The organism is Bacillus sp. B1-b2 (assembly GCF_009183415.1).
GTDB lineage: Bacteria > Bacillota > Bacilli > Bacillales > Cytobacillaceae > Niallia.
In genome coordinates, this window is the sequence record NZ_WEHU01000038.1 from 18,208 (window position 1) to 38,248 (window position 20,041).

Here is a 20,041-nt window from a genome sequence, read left to right on the forward strand (position 1 = left end):
TTAATCTAATATAATCCTTAAGTACCTCTATTATAACTAGAATGTTCATTATCTACTATTAAACTTAAATTATATTTAAAAATTGTTTTACTTCTTAATTTATCATTAATTCTACATGTAGAATATTAATTTTTTGTAAATAATATTATTGGGAGAATAGAAAAAGACCTAAAAATAATGCTCTTAGGTCAAATGAGTATATCCAATTCTTTTCGTCTTAGTGCTATAACCTTTTCTAATACCATCATTTTATAATCAACCCTAGTGGTAAAAAAGTTAGGCAATCTAATACAAAAAATTCATTAAATAAATGGGAGAATCTATTTAAACAGAAGTAACTCCTTGATTAGAATCTTCTATTTCTGCTTGATACTCTTTTGCTTTTTCCATAATGGATGGTCTTGCAAGAATCAACACAGACAGAATAGTCATACAGCCTGTTACTAGTAGAATCCAATGAGCTGGTACAAAGTCATATAAAAAACCAAACAGTAAGGTACCTAATGGCATCATCGCCATTGCAAAAGTTTCTATTATCGTAAACACTCTTCCTTTATATTCATTAGCGATTTTCTTTTGTAGTAGTACCATAATTGGTATATTAATTAAGATATTAACAGCCCCAAATAAGAACAGGACGATGAGATAGAAGGTGAAAATAGCTATATTTGGCAATGTAATGATAACTGGCACAGCTGCGACTATCATAAGTACACCAGTAACTATAATCCCTCTTTTACTTATTGTGAATGGCTGTTTAAATTCCTTACCAAGAGTAAGATACACAGAAAGCAAAAGTGTCCCGACAGCAAAGGCTCCTTCTACAATACCAAACTGAATAGAAGACATTTGTAGCACCGTATTAAAAATAAATGGAAAACCAACATTAAAAGCTGTGAAGATAAAATTAACGATTAAGCAAAGAACAATCATAATCAGTAATAATGGCTGATTTTTCACATAGCCAATTCCTCCTTTTAAGCTACCTATGATGGATTCCTTTTTCTCTGTTTTTTCTTGTTTCTTTTCAAAAAGTGTAAAATTCATCGTGGAATCAAGTAATACGGCAATTAGTGATGCTACAAGATAAATTGTTAAAAATACAGCCATAGAAACTAAACCAAATAATAATCCTCCAATAGCAGGACTTGCAATTTGGGCTATTGAAATGGCTATTTGATTTAAAGATGATGCTTTCTGGATGCGGGTTTTATCAATTAAACCTGTCAATGATGAGGTAAAAGCATTGCTTGCAAACATAGAGGAAATAGAAAGTATGCATGACACAGTATAAATAGCAGGTAAAGAAAGTCCTACAGTTAGGCTATAAAGTAATAGCCCACCAACGGATATTGTTGTTACCGTTTGTGCAGTAATAGCGATCATTTTACGTGGATATTTATCAATAATATATCCTGCAAATGGTGCTACTATCGTTCGTGGTAATACATTACACACAAGGTTAATCGCAAAGCTCATGGATGATCCAGTAACCTGCAATATATACAAGCTAACAGCAAATGCATATACTTGTGCTCCTGCTGTTGCTATTAATTTACTTGTTACAAATGTCCATAAATGATAAATAGCTCTCTTTTCTAAGTACCTCTCATCCATTGAAATCACTTCTCTTTCTCAAAAGTTTAATTTAATTAAACAAATCATATCATAATAAAACTTCCCTTTCAATCAAAAGTTTAATACAATTAAACTAGTTAAAGAAGGAGTGTATGTACGTGCTTGGTGAACGAATAAGAACATTAAGAAAAAAGAATAAAATGACACTTGAAGAATTAGCTGGTGATCAATTAACCAAAGGTATGCTTAGTCAAATTGAGAATAATAAAGCAAAACCTTCCATGGAAAGCCTAGAATATATTGCAAAGAGATTAGGCGTAGCTATTACAGAACTATTAGAGATGGTTAGTTCTGAAGAATTAAGAAAAGTACTCGATGAAGTAGAAAGAAACTATGAAGAATCTTTTATTAATTACATGGATAATGATCATACCATTCAAACATGTACCAATATAATAGAGCTTGTTGAACCATATCTCTCTAATCTAACAGATAGCTACCAATCAGCTCGACTATTTGAAATCTATAGCTATTGTTTATTTTGTTTAAAAAAGGAAGATTGGTTACTGTATTGGAACAAAGCAGCACTCATTTATGACTCATTAAACCTTACTGCTAACAGAGCACAAATGGGACATTTTAAATGTATGACTTATTTTATTACACGACGCTTTCAAGAGACGTTACAATGCTTTCTAGAAGAAAAAAATCACTTGAATACGGTACATATTAAAATTGATCCAATGACACAAGTAAGCTTAGATTATCATGAAGCAGCAATCTATTCTGCCCTCGGTAATACGAAAGCAACTTCTGAAGCGATGCAAAGAGCATTAACCTTTTCTAGAAAAGAAAAAATATACTATAAAACAGATAAAATCTATCAGCTTGCTGCAATAGAAGCATTACTTGGAAAAGAAAGTGATCGTTTTAACTATTATCTAAAAAAATTAAAACAATACGGCGAATTTATGGAAGATGAACTATTTATAGAACTTTGTGACGTTCTCTATGTAGAATATTTACTTCATATAGAAGGAAATATTCAGGAAGCAATGATAATTATTGATCGATATTGCTTGCCTGTTCCAGGTATTCCAGAAAAAATCGCTGGAGATAACTGGAATATGCTTCAAAAAGGGAAAGCTTTATTTTATGGCAGAAAATATGAACAAGCTCTTGATATTTTACAAACTATTTTTATTCCAGCATATATGAATCATCCTGTGGATTTAGCTATTTATTATTTAAAGGATACATTTCTTGCACTTTGTCACAAAGAATGCGGAAATAGAGAAAAAGCATTAACATACGCTAAAATGGCCTATGACCATTTTTCACTACTACCACCTTCCATATTTAAAAAACTAACTGTAGATACATATGTAAGCTTACTAGCAGATTAGGGAATGACTTATACGTCAATCCTTAATCATATACCTAGAATATCTTTCGTATAATGAATATAATCTGTAAAATAGCCATCCACGCCATATCGCCTAACTCTTTCTTGCTCTTTTTTTTGTGTTTTCTTATCAACAAAGAAAACATGAACCTCTTTTCCTTGCTGATGGATTTTATCCACTATTTTTCTTGTTACATCTGTTGATTCTATCCCAATGATTGGATAATCAACTGCCCTTGCTTTTCTTAAGGAAAAAGAACCTCTCTTAAAAAGCAAAGCAAGTTCGACATTGGGAGATAATTCCTTTATTTTCTCAAGGCTAGATTCAGAAAAAGATTGTATCGTGATTAAGTCCTTATCTATAAGCTTATACTCTTCCAGTAAAGCAATAAGCTTCTCTTCCATCGCAAGCTTTCCTTCTACTAATCTTGTTTCCAAATAATATTTTTGAGTATCCTGAAAGGTTTCAAGTATTTCCTGTAAAGTAGGAATATCCTCTGTTTGTATTTGCCCTCTCCTTTTTTCAATAGTAGAGAATGACTTCAATTCCTTTAACGTGTAATCAGAAACTTCCCCTTTACCAGTAGTTGTACGATCTATTGTGGCATCATGCATGGCAACTAAATGACCATCCTTAGTCATTCGTAAATCAATTTCTAATGATTCCACACCCGTTTCTGCCGCAATCTCATATGCAGGGATTGTACTTTCATTAAACCATTCGTTTGCTCCCCTGTGGGCAATAATTCTAGGTTCTTCTTCCATTGAAGTATTCATGGAAGCAATAGGTATACTTTGTTTACAAGAAGATAAAAGAAAGACAGCTATACAACTCAAAAGTTGCATAGCTCTATAACCATTACTCAACTAAAGCGGCCCTTTCTTGTTTAAGAGCAATCGCCACTTCTGGATAATCTGTAATGATCGCTTCTACTTGAAAATCTAATAATTGTTTTAATTCTTCTTGGTTGTTTACCGTCCATGCTCTTACCTTATGTTGTAGATTCTTAAAATCGTCCGGGTGCTCAATTACTAGATCTTTATATAAGTGTAGAGATTCTAACTTTAAGCTATCCATATATTCCCCAGGATGAGAAATGGCATCATGCAGTAGCCAAGCAATCGATGAAGATGAATCTAGCTGCTTCATACGTAATAATGTTGGTAAGTGAAATGAAGAATAAACTACTTTGCGGTCGCATCCATATTCTTTCACTAACGCCAGTGTCTTTTCTTCTATCCCCTCATAAGGAAATAGATAGGTTTTTAATTCAATATTTAACTCCACCTTATATGGAACTAATATTTCTAGCACTTCTTTTAATGTAGGAACAGATTCATTAATCCAGTTTTCCTTAAAATGAGGAAATGCCGTAAATTTACTACCAGCACTATATTTTTTTATTTCCTCTAATGTGAGATCTTTTATATACCCATTCCCATCTGTTGTACGATTTAAAGTTTCATCATGAATGACAACCACTTCACCATCTTTAGTCAAATGTACATCTAACTCTATTCCATCGACTCCCTGCTGAATTGCCTGCTTAAAGCTTAATAAAGTATTCTCAGGATAATTCCCTTTTGCTCCTCTGTGGCCATATATTTTAGTTTGATACATCTTTATTCCCCCTTCTAGTTATCCTCTTGTAACATTTACATAAACAAATAAAGGAAAAATTAGTTTTACACTTAGTTTAAGCTGTTAGAAACAAAAACAGCTTGGTTTAAAGAGGCAATTATTTCGCTATAAGGGAATTAACGGATAATCCCCTCCCAACGAAATCATACACCTCTAAAAACCAAGATTACTCTAAATGTAATGGAACCACCTTATACATATCATTCTGGTGAACTACCCAATACAAAAACTATTAAGTTTACTTTCTAGCTTTATTAGCAGTTTGAATTGCTTCATTCATTTGCTTCACCATTTCTTCGTATGTTTCATCAACATCTCCACCATTGTAAACTGTTTCTAATGCTGTTTCACTAATACGACGTGCTTCTGGAATCATATCCATTAACGCACCTTGCGTAGCATAAGACGATTTCGTAGATTGTAATTGTTCTACTGTTACTTGTAATTGAGGCATTTTTTGGTATGCATCTTTTACCTCTTGCTCATCATATGCACTTGGATTAATAGCAAAGTATCCTGTTCCTACATGCCACTTTGCTTGTACTTCTGGTGTTTGTAAGTATTTCATAAATTCCCAAGCTGCTTTTTGTTCTGCTTCCTCTTTATCCTTCATCATCCAAAGACTCGCCCCACCAATGACAACTCCTTCTCTTTCCGTAGATTCAGGATGTGGAATAAAAGCAACTCCCACTTCAAATGGTGCGTTATCAATAACATCTCTTGCGCTTGCAGAAGATTGCATAAACATTGCTACATCACCAGCTAAGAAACCTGCTACCATATTATCTCCATTTGTACCATAATTAGCGAATGTATTATCATCTGTCATTTGCTTAACCCAATTGAAAATAGATTTTCCTTCTTTATCATTAAAGCCCACTTCTGTTGGAGTTTCTGTTCTACCATTATCATTATTCATTAATAATGCACCTTGGTTTGCTAATAATTGCTCATATAACCAACCGTATGCTTGAAGAGCAAATCCTTTCATTTCAGGGTTTGAAGCAACAATTTTCTTCCCAGCTTCTTCTACATCTTCAAATGTTGATGGAGCCACTTCTGGATCTAAGCCAGCTGCTTTAAATGCATCTTTATTATAGTACATAACAGGAGTAGACGAGTTAAAAGGCATGGAATAGAATGTATCATCGATTTTATAGTAATTTGTAATATTCTCTTCTAACCCACTCATATCATAGCTATCTTCATCTACAAAAGTTTGAATTGGTTCAATAAATCCACCATTAATCATTGATTTTGTTCCAATTTCAAATACTTGCATCATGGTTGGAGCACTATCAGTACCTGCCACTGTATTAAACTTCGTTAATGCTTCATCATATGTACCTTGATATTCTGCGTTAATTTTCACTTCATCTTGCGAACTATTATACTCTTCCACTATTCCATTCAATGCTTCCTGTGCAGCTCCTCCCATTGCATGCCAAAAAGTTACTGTTTGAGGTCCTGTACTTTCTTCTGTTTCACTACCACTAGATTCTGAGTTATTACTACAACCTACAATAAACAAGACTAGTGCTACCATCATCAAACTAAATATATGCTTCGTTTTTCTCATTTCCTACACTCCCCTTCATTTATAAAAAAAGTAATTTTACTTTAATGCACCCTCTGTTAAACCTTTTTGCAGCTTACTTTGTCCTAAAAAGAGTAAAATAAGTGTTGGTAAAACAACCATAATTGCTCCAGCCATAATAACTCCCCACTCATTTAACTGTTCTTGAGATTGCAATTGCCTTAAACCAATTTGAACTGTTCGAACACTATCATTCGTAGTAGTTAATAATGGCCATAGATACATATTCCAAGAAGTGACAAACCCATAGACTCCTAAGGTAATCAAGCTTGTTTTCGCCATTGGCAGGACGACTGTTAAATAATATTTAAAGTCCCCTACTCCTGCAATTTCACTTGCTTCTTTTAATTCATTTGGAATTTGTTTAAAATTCTGTCTTAAAAGAAAGGTTCCAAATGCTGTAGCAAAAAAAGGAATCGTTAACCCATTATAATGATCTAGCCAACCTAGATTACGAATGGTTTGAAAGTTAGGAATGATAGATGCCTCAAAAGGTACCATCATTGTTGCGATAAAGAGAAAAAAGATAAAGTCTCTTCCTTTAAACTCTAAAAACACAAAAGCATATGCAGCTAAACTAGCAAGAATAAGCTGTCCTAGCATAATGACAATGGAGACAATAAAACTATTAATTAAGTATTGAAATAGTGGAAATCTTTCAAATACCTTTGTATAGTTTTCCAATGTAAATTCAGTTGGAATAATCTTTCCCGTCATTATTTCTTGCGAAGACATGAAACTCATTAAAAAAGCAATAATCGCTGGTGCAAAGACTAAGAAGGCAAATATAATTAATAAGAAATAGAATAATAGTTGTTTAGGTATAGAAAGTCTCACTGATAATGAACCTTCCTTTCACCAAGTTTAAATTGCACGATAGTTAGAATTAAGATGATAAGAAATAAAATAATCGCCTGTGCACTTGCAGTACCAAATTGATAGTTCATAAATGCTTCCTGGTAAATAGAGTAGACGATTAAGTTTGTTTCATTTTGTGGACCACCTCTTGTTAACATATCTACTTGACCAAATGTTTGAAAAGAATTTATTAAGGTTACTGTTAAAACAAAGAATAAGGTAGGTGATAGCATAGGAATAGTGATTCTTCTAAGCTTATAAAAGTAACCTGCACCATCAATATCTGCACTTTCATAAAGATAGGAATCAATAGATTGTAATCCTCCTAATAAAATGAGAAAGGTAAAACCTATATTCATCCAAATGGTAGAAATAGACACAGATAATAGGGCCCAATCTGGATCTGTTAGCCAGCCAACTGCATTCATACCAAGCGCTTCTACTAGTCTATTTAACCACCCTATAGTAGGGTGAAATAAAAACATCCAAAATACAGAAGCAGCTGCCACAGAAATCCCCATGGTAGAAGAAAAGATTGTGCGAAATATGCCAATTCCTTTTAATTTTTCATTTGCTATTACAGCAAGAAGTAAGCTAACAATAATAGTACCTGGAACAGTATAAAGAGCAAAAAATAAAGTAGACTTTAAACTTTGTAAAAATAAGGGAGATTGGAAGATATCCAAATAATTCTCTAATCCTACAAATACAGTAGGCTCTCCACGGTTATTTGTGAGGAAAAAACTTAGATAAATAGTTTTTCCCATTGGATAAAATAAAAATACTCCAAACAAAAGAATAGAAGGACACAGGAACAGTATCCCTTTAATCAATTGAGATAACCGATGTTTTCTTCTTTCCTTAGCAAAATGAATGGAAGATTGAACATCTTGTTGATAGACTACTTCATTCATAGGCCAACAACCTCTTGTTCATTTTTAACTACTCCTGGTTTAATTAATTCACCAGTTTCTGTATCAAAGAAACTAATATTTTTAGCTGAAATCATGACAGGGACCATGTCTCCTGCATTCACACGCCACTGTCCAAGCCATTTTGCTGTCCATAGCTCGTCTCCTACTTCGAAGGTTAATAGCGTTTCATTTCCTAAGTGCTCTACATTTATTACTTCTAACGTATGACTATTATTTTCTTCGTTACCTGGAAGAATGTGTTCTGAACGAATACCAATCGTCAAATTTTTATATGGAAGCACAGGTAAAATATCACTTTTTTCCATTGTTATTTGCATCCCACTATCCAAAACAAGCTTTTGTTCCATGATTTTTGCCTTGCTTAAGTTTATTTTGGGTGATCCTATAAATGATGCAACAAACAGATTAGCTGGTTGATTATATAAGGTAATTGGTTCCCCTATTTGTTGAATTTTCCCTTCGTTTAGAACCATGATACGGTCTCCCATCGTCATTGCTTCTACTTGGTCATGTGTGACATAAATCATGGTTAGCCCAAGTTTTCTTTGTAAACGACGAATTTCCACCCTCATATGGGCGCGGAGCTTTGCATCTAAGTTAGATAAAGGCTCGTCCATTAAGCAAATTGGAGCTTCACTGACCACTGATCTTGCTAGTGCTACACGCTGTCTTTGACCTCCAGATAGTTCCTTTGGTTTCCGCTTTAACAGCTCTGATAACCCCATCATTTCGGCTGTTTCTAATAATCTTTTTTGTTGCTCTTTCTTGTCTACTTTTTTTGCACGTAGACCAAAGAGGATGTTTTGTTCTACTGTTAAATGGGGATATAAAGCATAATTCTGAAATACCATTGACAAATTTCTGTCTTTTGGAGGAAGATGATTTACTGTTTTGTCATTCATCTTTAATACTCCACCAGAGATTTCTTCTAAACCAGCAATCATTCTAAGTAAGGTACTTTTTCCAGAACCCGATGGTCCTACTAATACAAAAAATTCTCCTTTTTCTATCGTAAGACTTATCTGGTCAATAACAGATTTTTGCTTATCATATGACTTAGATATGTCTAGCATTTCAACTGCCTTCAAGCATGACCCCTCCTCCTCTGAATTACAATCCTATTTAATCATAATTTCAGTGGAATAGAACTATTTTTACCAATCATTAACATAAATCTCCATTTAGCTAGACAAACTTCAAATTCATTTTACGAAATATTAAAATTATTTAATTTTTGAAATAAAAAATTTCTATCTTTTTCTTTCTACTTATGTTCCAATTATTAGAAACAAACCTAGTATTAATAAGGAGGTTTACTAGTGGATAATAAAATAGTAGTAGAAGAATTTCATAAATCTTACGAAACAGAAGTAATTGATTTGATATTACCTATTCAACAAAAGGAATACCACATATCTATAACTAAGGAAGATCAGCCAGATCTACAACAAATAAGCAGCTTTTATCAAACAGGAAAGGGAAATTTCTGGGTTGCTTTGTATAATAATAGAGTAGTGGGTTCGATCAGTTTGTTAGATATTGGAGAAGATAATGTAGCTCTTAGAAAAATGTTTGTGCATAGGGATTTTCGAGGATCTCATTATAAAACGGCCCATTTGTTATTACAACAAGCTTTGAATTGGGCAAAAAGTCATTCTACTTTAGCCATTTATTTAGGTACAACGCCTGAATTTAAAGCTGCTCATCGTTTTTATGAGAAGAATGGGTTTAAAAAGATAGAACGACAGAACCTTCCTTCCAATTTCCCTGTAATGGAAGTGGATAAGCTTTTCTATCAATATGAATTTTAATGTAAAAAAAGGGTTGTCCGCCATCAGACACCCCTTCTTTCCTATCTATTTAAGTTCAACTGTATCATTAACATCTGTAGATTTTGCACTTTGTCCAGTCATTCTCTTATAGAAGAACGCCATTCTTTTTGTAAAACTTCCTGTATCCCAATATTCTGCTGCTTCTGCATTTACCTTAATTAGGACAACACTTGGATCATCATAGTTAGTTTGCATAATTTTTTCATATGCCTTACTCCATAATTCCTTTTTCTTTGCTAAATCCTCAACAATTTCAGCCTTTCCTCTTACAGAAACATAAGATTTACCTGCATATGCTACATTCACATCTTGATCATGCATTATTTCATCGTATTTTTCTGTTGCTTTCTTCGTAAAGAACCATAAGTCACCATCAAATTCTACTTCCTGTGTTTTCATAGGACGCGAAACAAGACCTTCTTCTGTTACCGTAGTGAGCATGGCTGTGTCAACATCCTTAATTAAATCTCTTACTAGCTCTAGTTCTTCTTGCTTTAGCATATTAGACATTTCCATCACCTCAATCTTTGTTATACAGGTATATTACCCTTTTATATAACATTTAATCAGGAATGATAATAGTCTTATATAAATTCTAATATAATAAACCAAAGAACTGGTATAAGAAGAGACGGTAATAAATTTAATGTTTTAAAGCTTTTAATCCCAAGGATACTAAAGCCAGAGCTAAGAATGAGCACACCGCCTATTATAGATATCTCTGTTAATAGATCTATGGTCAAAAATGGAGCAAGAAGACCAGCTGTAACGTAAAAAAATCCCTGCCATAAAAAAAGAACAATAGCAGAAGCGGCAATACCAAATCCAAAGGTTGATGCAAGTACAATGGAAGTTACTCCATCAAGAATAGCATTGGTAAAAAGAAAAGTATGATTCCCCTTCAACGCACTTTCAATTGGTCCTAGAATAGATAAAGTACCTGCACAGAATAATAGGATAGCAGTAGATAGTCCTTCTGCTAAGTTTCCTTTAGAGAATTTAGCCACAATTTTTTTAAATCCAGTTTCTATATCAAGCTTTTCCCCAATGAGTCCTCCAATAGCAAGGCTAACAATAAATAATACGGGATACTTGCTATCTGGCATGTACTTTACAATTGAATGAATACCTAGTGCTGTTGCAGCAAGTCCCATTGCTTGCATTAAAATCTCTTGATATTTGTCTTTCATTCCTTTTTTAAGAAAGCTACCAATAGTGCTTCCAATCAGGATAGTTAAACAGTTAAATAAAGTTCCAATCACAGTAGTACTCCTTTATCTTTATGAGTGATATTTTATTAAATATAACGATATTCCTTTATTACCTATTGTAAACCAATATTTTTTTTTTGGTAGATTCTTCTTCTGATTCCTTTTTTCTTTCCGTTTTGAATTACAATTAATAAAAGCTATTTATATATATAAACAGCTACTAATGATTTTAGTAGCTGTTCTTTCCTACTTTACTTCTTTCAAGAAATGAATATGTAGTAAATACCCTGTATTCTTCTTTATAAAAAAGTAAAACCAGACATTTTACATGTCTGGTTTTACTAGATTCTCTTATCTATTATACAACTGCTGGATCTTTTTTACTTTTATTTGTTTTATTTGTTTTATTTGCAATAAAGTTTTTGATATATGGCATTGCAAATCTATCTAATCCAAATTTACCTGCATTTGCTCCTGCTACTACTACGAAGATTGCTAGAAGAACCATTTGTGCATTTGTACTAACTGTTCCACTGAATAGGAAAGCAAAGTTCATTAGCATACCCATTATTGTTGCAAAGTTTGTGAATAAACCAAGTATTAGTGCAATACCTACAAGTACTTCTCCCCATTGTACTAAGAATGTGAATAAACCAGCATTTGGTAATGCAAAGTGCTCTAAGAATGCTGCCCACCAGCCTTGAACTGCTGGATGATCTCCAGTACTAGATGCAATCGCTCCTTGTAGAAATCCAGATGCATCGAAAACTCCCCCTGTTACTTTGCCAAACCCTGCATGAAGAAATTGATAACCAAGATAAATGCGGAATACTGCTAAGACACCTGCTACGATATTATTTTTTCTTAATAAATCTAACATTTTACTCCAGCTCCTTTATTATAAATCATATTTTTTGTTCATTACTTCACAAGATCTTGTATGTTTCTTACTACACTTACATCATATCATCTTTTCTCTTTTTGAGTATAACTTTGTGATATACTTCACATTTTAGCAATAATCTTTTGACTAATTTGTGAATTTTATACGCAAGTGGTTACATTTCTCACCCATTCATGCTTATTGTATTAAAGGATTTATATAGGATAATAGCGAACTTCTTATACTATTAAGTATATTTAAAGGAGGTTACGAGGTTAATGAGCAAATATGGTCTATTCGGTAAGTTTACTGTCACAGAAGGACAAAGAAACACTATGGTGAAAATATTATTAGAGGCGGCAGAGTCCATGAGAGATTTGTCTTCATGTGAGCATTATCAAGTAAGCACTTCTATAGATGAACCTGACTGTGTATATGTGTATGAAATATGGAGTGATGTAGAAGCACATCAAGCCTCCTTACGTCTTCCCTCAACACAAACATTAATCCAAAAAGCAAAACCAATTATTACCGGAATGGAGCGGATAAAGACATTAGAAACAATTGGTGGGAAAGGAATATCACCTATATAAGAAAGGAGCTTCTATGAAGAAGCTCCTTTCTTATATTATAATCTGCTTTTCAACCTTCAATGCTTTTTTCATCCATTTTTTAGTAATAGTAGCACCCTTTACTTTTAAAGGTAAATCCTTCGATATTGTTACATGATAATTACGTGAAAGAATACATGCTTTTAAATCCTGTACATTTTCACATTCTTGTTCTAATTCATTAAGAATACATCCATACTGTAAAAACTGATGGGTGTCACTACCTCCCACATATGGCAGTCCTAACTTTTGTGCAAAAGCAACAAGTTTTTCTTCATATGCTTCTACTCCTTGCGAATATAAATCTTTCCCATTTAAATCTAATGCATCTAATCGTAATAACTGTGCTTCTTGTAAATGATAAAGCGGTGTGCTTTCTCTAAACGCATGTGCACCAATTCTTAACACATTATATGAATCAGCCAAATCCATTAGTTGATCAAATGGCACAAATTTTTCTTCCTTAGTATGAGGTTCTAATAACGTTCTAATAGATCGTATATCTTCTCTGTCTCCTACTAACAGAATATGACCTACTTCCTTCACATCCACTTCTATTCCTGGAAAAAGCTTAAAACCATCGATATTATAATATCCATTTTCATACAGGTGATTACTATCTAAATAATTGTAAATATCAAAGAAGCGTCTAGTATTAAAGTGCTCTGTCATACAAAGTGCAGTTAGTCCTGCTAGCTTTGCTTCTTTCATCATTTCTTGAAAATACTCTGGCATAAACTCAGATTTTTTTGAGATTTTTACATGGCTGTGGAAATCAATTTTCATTTTGTATAACCTCCTAGAATAGTAGAGCTAACATATTTACAACAAAAACATATACTGCTGAAATCACTAGAAAGAAATAATCTTTCTTCTTAAACGTTAGGTGAGCTAATTTAATTCTCTTTACTTCTGGACGAGTAAATGCATAAAAACTTCCTTTTGTTTCTAAAGCTTCCACTGTTGTTCTAGCACGCTTTGCTGTACTTAATAACAATGGATAAAAAGATAAAACAGCTATTTTAGCGAAATAAGTAATCGTTCTCCAATAGAGAATCCCATGCTTTTCAGGAGCTTTACCACGTAAACGGAAAGACAGAAAAACATGATGATATTCTTCTAGCAAACTTGGAAGCATTCGATATCCATAGGCAATACTAAAAGATACTTGACCAGGAACTCCTATTTTAAGTAAACCGTTACTTAGTTTTTCAGGATCCATGGAGCAAAAAACAGTAATACTAGCTAAAGAAATAATAGACAGCTTTAATGTCAAAATTAATAGAGGAATAATGACCGTAATATCTCCACCAAAAAACCAAGAGGCGATAAGTAGATATCCTCCTTGCCCTAATAACCCTAAACAAAGAATAATAATGACTAGTGGTGTTACTTTAGACATAAACGTCGTAATAACCATAAATGCAAATAATCCAATTAATATACCTACATGATGAATAAACCATGGAGCTATCCCAAAATATATATACCAAATAAAGAGTGTCCGAGGATCAAGCCTTGCTAAAAATGTTTCATTATTTCCATAAGCAGTGTTTAACAATTCAATCTTGACTTGTTCCACTGATAGCTTCTCTACAAATTTCTTAGTAAGCTCCACTCATCACAACCTCCGCTTCTTTCATCTCTTGCACAAAGTCTTCTACGGAATAAGAAAGGTTATCTCTATTTAATCTTCTACTTAATTCAAGAATCTGAGGAGAGGTGAGTCCAGCTTTTTTTAATAATAGTGGATTACTAAAAACTGATTCTCGATTACCATCATGAAGAACTTCCCCTTCATGAAGAACAATAATTCGGTTTGCCCACTCTGCAACAAGCTGCATATCGTGAGTAGCGATAATAACAGCATCTACAGATTCTTTTAATGAGTCAATGAGTCTTGCTATATGTTTTCTTGTTGCAATATCTAAATTGGCAGTTGGTTCATCTAATAGAATAATAGAGGGATTCATGGCAACTCCAATGGCTAAAGATGCTCTCCTTTGTTGTCCCCCGCTCATCAGTCGGCTATCTTTATCTTCAAGTTCTTTTAAATCAAATTGCTGCAATACCTTGTCAACGATTTGCTCATAGTCAGGAACTTTACGAGCTTTCAAGAAAAACTCTACATCCTTACGAACACAATCTTCAATAAACATTTCTTCTGGATTTTGATAAATATACGTTACTTTATCTGCTAATTTTTCTGGAGAGACTTTTTTTGTATTAATTCCTTCCACAATAACATTTCCATCTTCTGGTTTCACAAGACCCGTGAATAAGCGCATTAAGGTGGATTTTCCTGCACCGTTATTCCCTACAAGGGCAATGAAATCACCTTTATGAACAGCTAAACTAACGTCTTTCACTGTTTTTCGCTTAGACCGATTTACAAGCTTATGAGAAAATGTCACTTTATCCATTTCCAATACTGTATCTCTATTATTTTTCCCATTGCTATTGGCTGCTATATTCCTTGGCTGCTCGCTATGTAGAAAGGGTTGAAAGAATTCTTCTGCTTCTTCTAAGGTAATTGGTAGTTCTTTATGAAATGAATTTAACTTATAAGCAGCTTGTGTTACTTGTGGTGGATAAATTTGATGCTTCATTAATTCATCTACAGAGCTTAATGCTTCTTTCGTACTTTTTTTCCAAAGAACTTTCCCCTTTTCCATCAGAACTACTTTGTTGCAGTATTCAGCGATAAATTCAGTATGATGTTCAATGACTATAATGGTTTTGCCATGCTCTTGATTAAGTTTTTTTAAAATATTGTAAATGTCCTTCGCATGCTCTGGATCAAGCTGAGCTATAGGTTCATCAATAATTAAGATATCTGGATCAAGAGAAAGTGCTCCAGCAAGTGCGAGTTGGTGCTTTTGGCCACCACTTAACTGCCAAATAAATTCATCATCATGGTTATAAAGTCCAACAAGGTCAAGTGCCTTCCTTCCTCGTTCTTTATAATCAGCATAACCAAAATTAAGTGGAGCAAAGCTTGCATCCTCTAACACACGAGGACTAACAAGCTGGTTTTCAAAATCCTGATACACATACCCTACATGAGAAGAAAAATCCGTTACTTTATGTTCAGTAGTAACTAAACCATTTACCGTTACCTTTCCTGCAAATTCGCCTACATAATAATGTGGAATCAAACCATTCATTAGCTTACAGAGAGTGGACTTCCCACTCCCGTTACTCCCAATAATGGCAAGAAATTCCCCTTTATGTATGTTAAGTGACACTTGATCTAGAACAGGCTCCTCCACACCAGGATATTGAAAACTTACTTGGTCTATGCTGATTTGCAAAGTCATAGAATAATCCTTTCTTCTTCCTTTTTCTTCTTACTATTACGCATGATTAATAAGGTTACAGCTGCTATCACAAATGCTACAGCAATACTAACCCAGATAAACCATTCTCCAAACATTTCTAAGAAATCTGCTTCCCACTCCCAGTTAAAGCCCGCTTCTGATAAGTATTCAAAGAAGAATGATGCAATGGCAAGAATAACTCCAGTAATCACTAGCTTTGGAGTAATAATTTTCCTCATGGAATACTTCATTTTATTATCTCGTGGCTTCATTCCTAGCAATGGCTCAATTTTCCCATAAAGACGTGGTACTAAGTACAAGGTCGGCAATAAAGCAAAGAGTATGCCAGAGAATAATACATCGTTTAGAAAAGAGAAGCCTTCAATAGCAACGACACTTTCAGCTAATCCAGGAACTGTTTCTAATTCTTCTACCCCAATCCAAACTTTTCCGATATCAACCATGGAACTAATTGCTTGATGAATAATAACCCCTGTAATGGCTGCTATCCCAACTTGCCTTCTATTCTTTGGATCACGAACAAGGGAACCAGCAATAAACATAGCAAGTGAGAAGGAGATAAACTTTTCTAATTCACCAAATCCACCAAATTGCCCTAGCATTATTTCACCGAAAATTACTTCTCCTAATGCAGCACCGATTGCCGCATATAATGGATGGAATAACATACATAACGTTAATGGAATAAATGCAAAATACTCTACAGAAAATTCAACAGGACCAAATTGTACGGAAGGTATTAGTTCGGTAATCATGTTTGACAACCCATACAAAGACATAGACAAAATAAACACCATCATTTTTTGGGACTGTGTTAAAACATATCTCTCTTTTAATTGACTCATTACGTATTGCCTCCTTGTATTTGATATATTTATCATAAGATAAGGAATTTAATAAAATATGGGAGATAAGTAAAAGCATTGTAAAATTATTATCGTTTTCTAACATTTTGTAAAAAAACTTACATACTTATTTTTTTAGAAGAAAGATGTGCTATCCTTTTCGATAGATAGGAAAGGAGTTGGGAGAGTGCTTACCTTTAATTGGAACATTGAAGCCATGTCACCAAGTCAATTTAAGATAGCGGACTATATTGAAAAGAATTTACAGCAGGTATTACTTTCAACAGAACAAGAAGTGGCAGATGCTGTTAAAGTAAGTATTGCTTCTGTCTCCAGATTTTGGCGTACAGTTGGATACAAGAATATGAAAGAATTTAAATCAAGTATGGTGTCACAGCTTCAAGCATCACCAGCTGGAAAAATGAAAAAGGGAATTAGCATGGTGGAAAATACTCAAGCATTTCCCTACCATACACTCACTTCTTCCACTCATCATCTTTATAAAACAATTGAACAATATGAAGAAGAAGTGTTTCAAAAGGCTATACAAGCTATGGTTTCTGCAAAATCTATTTACCTCTATTGCCCAGGTCCATCTCTAGGATTAGGAGAATTAATGAAATATCGTATGTCCCGCTATGGAATAGACATCCGTATTCTTAACAAGGCAGGTAGTGAAATACTGGAAGATGTTATTCATTTCACAAAAGAGGATGCACTTATTGTATTTGGGTTTATTCGTCTATTAAAAGAGGCACAGGTACTACTTGATTATGCAAAGCAAATTGGCTATAAAACCATCATCATTACAGATCAACTTGTGTCTGGCTTTTCTACTAAAGCCGATCTAGTCTTGTTCGCAAGTAGAGGAGATATTAGAGAATTTCATTCCATGATTGGGCCTACCTTTTTAATTGAGAATATCATTCTAGCAGTTGGTGCTAAAAATGAGAAAGAGAGTGTGCAGCGTTTGGAAAGGATCAGTGAATTAAGAGGAAGGTACGGACATCTGTTGCCGAGGTAATTAGGGGTTGTCTCTTCTTACTCCATACTTTTTTTCAAAAAAATTTATATAAAAAAGAAGTATAAGCACAGAGGCTTTATACTTCTTTTTGTTAATTACTTAGATTGAAAAGGCATGATTTCCGATTGTTTTAACCACTTGTCGAGTTAGTATCCAATCACTTGTAGCTGTTTCAGGATTATAGAAATACAATAGATTTTCGTTTTCTTTATTGTTTTCAAGTGCTTCTTCCACTGCTTTATTTGAATCATGATCAGCAGACTGGTTGATAGAACCATTTTGCACAGGCTCAAATGCATTCTTTTGGTAGATAACCTCTTCTAAAGTATCAGGGAAACCTTGCTCTTCTACTCTATTTAACACTACATCAGCAACTGCTACTTTACCAGCGTACGGCTCTCCTTTTGCTTCTGCATGAACAAGACGGGCCAGTAAGTTTTTTTCTGCTTTTGTCATTTCTTGCTCTTCTTTGAAACTAGATATATCTTTATTTGTATCAATAGCAAATTGTCTAGTGGAAACCTTTGTTGCACCCTCATCTTGTACAGATGCAGCTTTAACGACTGTCGGAACAGTTATATATGAATTAATAACCAAAGTTATTGTCATTGCCATTAACATAAATTTATTCATCTTGTATACCTCCTGTTAGAAAGTTAGTAACTCACTTAACAGGCCCATATACAAGACTAACATCTTTGCAACCATTTCTCATTGTATAATATATGGAAGAGATGGAAATGTAGTTTTTTGGAAATCGATTAGTGATTGGGTGGGAAAAACATACCTCTTTTGGTTTTTTCCTTCTGTTTATCGGCGTTCATTTCTTTTATGAATGCCTTTTTGGTCTTTACTATCTGTTTTGGATATTCATTTCTTATCATGTTGATTAGGTAATTTTTACCTACTATTTCCCATTTAAACATAAATATCTGCCTTAACTATAACTAGTTAAAGCAGATGACGATCCTATTTCAACAATTCACCTTTATCTCCTGTTTTCAAGCCACCAGCATTTGCTTCATCTGTATCAATATGCATATCTAATGCATACGTATCTTTTATACGTATTAAAACTTGGTGAAAAACTAATTCACGTTCTCCTTCTACTTTAATACTTACATACTGCCCATCTTCTACTCCGAAGGTTTGTGCATCAGTCGGAGTCATATGAATATGTCGCTCTGCTATAATGACCCCTTCCTCTACCGTAATCTCTCCATTAGGACCAATTATGGTGATTCCTGGCGTCCCTTCTATTTTTCCAGATGGACGAATAGGAGGTTTAATCCCTAAATGAAAGGCATCTGTTTTAGATATTTCAATTTGTGTTAAACTTCTTATCGGACCTAGGATTCGAACTTTAGCAATTTCTGATTTCTCTGTTTTAATTGTTACGGTTTCTTCTGCTGCAAATTCTCCAGGTTGTGATAGTTCTTTCTTCACCTTTAGTTCATAACCTTCACCAAATAATTGATATACATGTTCTTTTGTTAAATGAATATGTCGATTTGAGACTCCAATTGGAATTTGCATGAGAAATCGCTCCTTTATCATTTTGTATGTCATTACTTTTCCCTTATTAGGAAAGGTTAATCGTGAAATATGGCAATTAATTCTAAAATGGTTCAAGGAATTTTCATTATTTTATAGAATATATAGAGAAAAACGAATGGAGAGACCAAATGGAATCTATCTTAAATAGACTAAACTATTGGATACAAGTACTTCCTAAAGAATACCAAACTATGCCTGAAGAGGAAATTTCTAAGCGACCCTTTCCCAACAAATGGTCTAAAAAAGAAATACTTGGCCATCTTTGCGATTCAGCCATCCATAATTTACAAAGATTTATAACCATCCAATATGAAAAACCTACATATAAGATTACACCATACGAACAAGACGAATGGGTAGCTATTCAAGCATATCAAAATAAGTCATTGAATGACATAATTATCCTTTTCCAAGCCTTAAATAAACAAATTGTTTCCGTTATTGAAATGATTCCTAAGGAGAAATTAACTATACCATGTGATATTCAAAATAATCAGATTCAAACACTTGAGTGGTTGATACAAGATTATGTGGATCATATGGAACATCATATATATAATCAAATTTTTAAAAAATGAAAAAAAAACGCCTAGTTGAATAATAAAGTGTACCCTTTGTAAAGGACATTTTATAAAAAGCCTATGCTGCCATAAGAAGATGATTTCTGTATTGAACAGGAGTCATCTTTTTTAAGTTCCATTGGTATCTATAATTATTGTAAT

The 20,041-nt window shown here is 33.7% G+C and carries 22 protein-coding genes; 5 read left to right on the forward strand and 17 right to left on the reverse strand.

From position 1 onward, the window contains the following. Positions 1-324: 324 nt before the first annotated feature. Positions 325-1,617, reverse strand: a complete 1,293-nt coding sequence (locus tag F9279_RS22410; protein WP_152116358.1) for an MFS transporter — start codon at positions 1,615-1,617, stop codon at positions 325-327. A gap of 119 nt (positions 1,618-1,736) precedes the next feature. On the opposite strand from F9279_RS22410, the gene F9279_RS22415 reads away from it, so the two are divergent. Continuing rightward, positions 1,737-2,984 carry a helix-turn-helix domain-containing protein gene (locus F9279_RS22415; RefSeq protein WP_193224673.1) on the forward strand — a complete coding sequence of 416 codons (1,248 nt, stop codon included), beginning with the start codon at positions 1,737-1,739 and terminating at the stop codon, positions 2,982-2,984. A 26-nt stretch (positions 2,985-3,010) separates the two neighbouring features. Here the strand turns inward: F9279_RS22415 and F9279_RS22420 are convergent, their stop codons facing one another. From F9279_RS22420 to F9279_RS22445, 6 genes are all read right to left on the reverse strand, one after another. Beyond that, the gene (locus tag F9279_RS22420) at positions 3,011-3,829 is read right to left on the reverse strand and encodes a glycerophosphodiester phosphodiesterase (RefSeq protein WP_193224674.1); all 819 of its coding nucleotides are present in this window, start codon (positions 3,827-3,829) and stop codon (positions 3,011-3,013) included. A gap of 13 nt (positions 3,830-3,842) precedes the next feature. Then, positions 3,843-4,604, reverse strand: coding sequence for a glycerophosphodiester phosphodiesterase (locus F9279_RS22425; protein ID WP_152116361.1), 762 nt, complete (start codon positions 4,602-4,604; stop codon positions 3,843-3,845). A gap of 259 nt (positions 4,605-4,863) precedes the next feature. Next, positions 4,864-6,204 carry an ABC transporter substrate-binding protein gene (locus tag F9279_RS22430; RefSeq protein ID WP_152116362.1) on the reverse strand — a complete coding sequence of 447 codons (1,341 nt, stop codon included), beginning with the start codon at positions 6,202-6,204 and terminating at the stop codon, positions 4,864-4,866. Between the two features lie 36 nt (positions 6,205-6,240). Further along, the gene (locus tag F9279_RS22435) at positions 6,241-7,059 is read right to left on the reverse strand and encodes a carbohydrate ABC transporter permease (protein WP_193224675.1); all 819 of its coding nucleotides are present in this window, start codon (positions 7,057-7,059) and stop codon (positions 6,241-6,243) included. Beyond that, entirely contained in the window at positions 7,056-7,994 is a 939-nt protein-coding gene (locus F9279_RS22440) for a carbohydrate ABC transporter permease (protein WP_152116363.1), read from the reverse strand. Before F9279_RS22440 ends, F9279_RS22435 begins: the two co-directional genes overlap by 4 nt. Continuing rightward, positions 7,991-9,103 carry an ABC transporter ATP-binding protein gene (locus F9279_RS22445; protein WP_152116364.1) on the reverse strand — a complete coding sequence of 371 codons (1,113 nt, stop codon included), beginning with the start codon at positions 9,101-9,103 and terminating at the stop codon, positions 7,991-7,993. The genes F9279_RS22440 and F9279_RS22445 overlap by 4 nt, the downstream gene beginning before the upstream one ends. A 231-nt stretch (positions 9,104-9,334) precedes the next feature. Here F9279_RS22445 and F9279_RS22450 point away from each other — a divergent pair, with 231 nt between their 5' ends. Further along, positions 9,335-9,826 (forward strand): GNAT family N-acetyltransferase, encoded by a 492-nt coding sequence (locus tag F9279_RS22450; protein ID WP_152116365.1) that lies wholly within the window; start codon positions 9,335-9,337, stop codon positions 9,824-9,826. Positions 9,827-9,871: 45 nt separating this feature from the next. Here the strand turns inward: F9279_RS22450 and F9279_RS22455 are convergent, their stop codons facing one another. The 3 genes from F9279_RS22455 to F9279_RS22465 all read right to left on the reverse strand — a co-directional run bounded on the left by F9279_RS22455 (position 9,872) and on the right by F9279_RS22465 (position 11,938). Beyond that, positions 9,872-10,357, reverse strand: a complete 486-nt coding sequence (locus tag F9279_RS22455) for a pyridoxamine 5'-phosphate oxidase family protein (protein WP_152116366.1) — start codon at positions 10,355-10,357, stop codon at positions 9,872-9,874. A gap of 74 nt (positions 10,358-10,431) precedes the next feature. After that, positions 10,432-11,109 (reverse strand): DUF554 domain-containing protein, encoded by a 678-nt coding sequence (locus F9279_RS22460; RefSeq protein WP_152116367.1) that lies wholly within the window; start codon positions 11,107-11,109, stop codon positions 10,432-10,434. A gap of 307 nt (positions 11,110-11,416) precedes the next feature. Then, positions 11,417-11,938 carry a DoxX family protein gene (locus F9279_RS22465; protein ID WP_152116368.1) on the reverse strand — a complete coding sequence of 174 codons (522 nt, stop codon included), beginning with the start codon at positions 11,936-11,938 and terminating at the stop codon, positions 11,417-11,419. A gap of 281 nt (positions 11,939-12,219) precedes the next feature. Here F9279_RS22465 and F9279_RS22470 point away from each other — a divergent pair, with 281 nt between their 5' ends. Continuing rightward, a complete protein-coding gene (locus F9279_RS22470; protein ID WP_152116369.1) occupies positions 12,220-12,534 on the forward strand; it encodes a putative quinol monooxygenase in 315 nt (104 codons plus the stop codon). A 30-nt stretch (positions 12,535-12,564) separates the two neighbouring features. On the opposite strand, the gene F9279_RS22475 is transcribed toward F9279_RS22470, so the two are convergent. The 4 genes from F9279_RS22475 to F9279_RS22490 are packed head-to-tail and all read right to left on the reverse strand — an operon-like array spanning position 12,565 to position 16,738. Continuing rightward, the gene (locus tag F9279_RS22475; protein WP_152116370.1) at positions 12,565-13,338 is read right to left on the reverse strand and encodes a PHP-associated domain-containing protein; all 774 of its coding nucleotides are present in this window, start codon (positions 13,336-13,338) and stop codon (positions 12,565-12,567) included. Between the two features lie 13 nt (positions 13,339-13,351). Then, positions 13,352-14,170, reverse strand: coding sequence for an energy-coupling factor transporter transmembrane component T family protein (locus F9279_RS22480; RefSeq protein ID WP_152116371.1), 819 nt, complete (start codon positions 14,168-14,170; stop codon positions 13,352-13,354). After that, positions 14,157-15,872, reverse strand: a complete 1,716-nt coding sequence (locus F9279_RS22485; protein WP_152116372.1) for an ABC transporter ATP-binding protein — start codon at positions 15,870-15,872, stop codon at positions 14,157-14,159. The genes F9279_RS22480 and F9279_RS22485 overlap by 14 nt, the downstream gene beginning before the upstream one ends. Next, entirely contained in the window at positions 15,869-16,738 is an 870-nt protein-coding gene (locus tag F9279_RS22490; RefSeq protein ID WP_152116373.1) for a cell division protein FtsQ, read from the reverse strand. The genes F9279_RS22485 and F9279_RS22490 overlap by 4 nt, the downstream gene beginning before the upstream one ends. A 187-nt stretch (positions 16,739-16,925) precedes the next feature. On the opposite strand from F9279_RS22490, the gene F9279_RS22495 reads away from it, so the two are divergent. Then, complete coding sequence (locus tag F9279_RS22495) at positions 16,926-17,762, forward strand: MurR/RpiR family transcriptional regulator (RefSeq protein ID WP_152116374.1); 837 nt, start codon at positions 16,926-16,928, stop codon at positions 17,760-17,762. Positions 17,763-17,861: 99 nt separating this feature from the next. On the opposite strand, the gene F9279_RS22500 is transcribed toward F9279_RS22495, so the two are convergent. After that, positions 17,862-18,395 carry a cell wall hydrolase gene (locus tag F9279_RS22500; RefSeq protein ID WP_152116375.1) on the reverse strand — a complete coding sequence of 178 codons (534 nt, stop codon included), beginning with the start codon at positions 18,393-18,395 and terminating at the stop codon, positions 17,862-17,864. A 336-nt stretch (positions 18,396-18,731) separates the two neighbouring features. Beyond that, positions 18,732-19,298 carry a phosphate propanoyltransferase gene (gene pduL, locus F9279_RS22505; RefSeq protein ID WP_152116376.1) on the reverse strand — a complete coding sequence of 189 codons (567 nt, stop codon included), beginning with the start codon at positions 19,296-19,298 and terminating at the stop codon, positions 18,732-18,734. Positions 19,299-19,447: 149 nt separating this feature from the next. On the opposite strand from pduL, the gene F9279_RS22510 reads away from it, so the two are divergent. After that, on the forward strand, positions 19,448-19,897 hold the full coding sequence (locus F9279_RS22510) for a DinB family protein (RefSeq protein ID WP_152116377.1): 450 nt from the start codon (positions 19,448-19,450) through the stop codon (positions 19,895-19,897). Positions 19,898-19,958: 61 nt separating this feature from the next. Here the strand turns inward: F9279_RS22510 and F9279_RS22515 are convergent. After that, on the reverse strand, positions 19,959-20,041 hold an 83-nt coding region (locus F9279_RS22515), incomplete at its 5' end, for an IS3 family transposase (RefSeq protein ID WP_152116380.1).

What these genes read in the sequence shown, in the direction of transcription:
- F9279_RS22410 (WP_152116358.1), bottom strand. Translation starts at nt 1,617, where the DNA reads ATGGATGAGAGGTACTTAGAAAAGAGAGCTATTTATCATTTATGGACA.
- F9279_RS22420 (WP_193224674.1), bottom strand. Translation starts at nt 3,829, where the DNA reads ATGCAACTTTTGAGTTGTATAGCTGTCTTTCTTTTATCTTCTTGTAAA.
- F9279_RS22425 (WP_152116361.1), bottom strand. Translation starts at nt 4,604, where the DNA reads ATGTATCAAACTAAAATATATGGCCACAGAGGAGCAAAAGGGAATTAT.
- F9279_RS22430 (WP_152116362.1), bottom strand. Translation starts at nt 6,204, where the DNA reads ATGAGAAAAACGAAGCATATATTTAGTTTGATGATGGTAGCACTAGTC.
- F9279_RS22440 (WP_152116363.1), bottom strand. Translation starts at nt 7,994, where the DNA reads ATGAATGAAGTAGTCTATCAACAAGATGTTCAATCTTCCATTCATTTT.
- F9279_RS22455 (WP_152116366.1), bottom strand. Translation starts at nt 10,357, where the DNA reads ATGTCTAATATGCTAAAGCAAGAAGAACTAGAGCTAGTAAGAGATTTA.
- F9279_RS22465 (WP_152116368.1), bottom strand. Translation starts at nt 11,938, where the DNA reads ATGTTAGATTTATTAAGAAAAAATAATATCGTAGCAGGTGTCTTAGCA.
- F9279_RS22470 (WP_152116369.1), top strand. Translation starts at nt 12,220, where the DNA reads ATGAGCAAATATGGTCTATTCGGTAAGTTTACTGTCACAGAAGGACAA.
- F9279_RS22475 (WP_152116370.1), bottom strand. Translation starts at nt 13,338, where the DNA reads ATGAAAATTGATTTCCACAGCCATGTAAAAATCTCAAAAAAATCTGAG.
- F9279_RS22485 (WP_152116372.1), bottom strand. Translation starts at nt 15,872, where the DNA reads ATGACTTTGCAAATCAGCATAGACCAAGTAAGTTTTCAATATCCTGGT.
- F9279_RS22490 (WP_152116373.1), bottom strand. Translation starts at nt 16,738, where the DNA reads ATGAGTCAATTAAAAGAGAGATATGTTTTAACACAGTCCCAAAAAATG.
- F9279_RS22500 (WP_152116375.1), bottom strand. Translation starts at nt 18,395, where the DNA reads ATGAATAAATTTATGTTAATGGCAATGACAATAACTTTGGTTATTAAT.
- pduL (WP_152116376.1), bottom strand. Translation starts at nt 19,298, where the DNA reads ATGCAAATTCCAATTGGAGTCTCAAATCGACATATTCATTTAACAAAA.
- F9279_RS22510 (WP_152116377.1), top strand. Translation starts at nt 19,448, where the DNA reads ATGGAATCTATCTTAAATAGACTAAACTATTGGATACAAGTACTTCCT.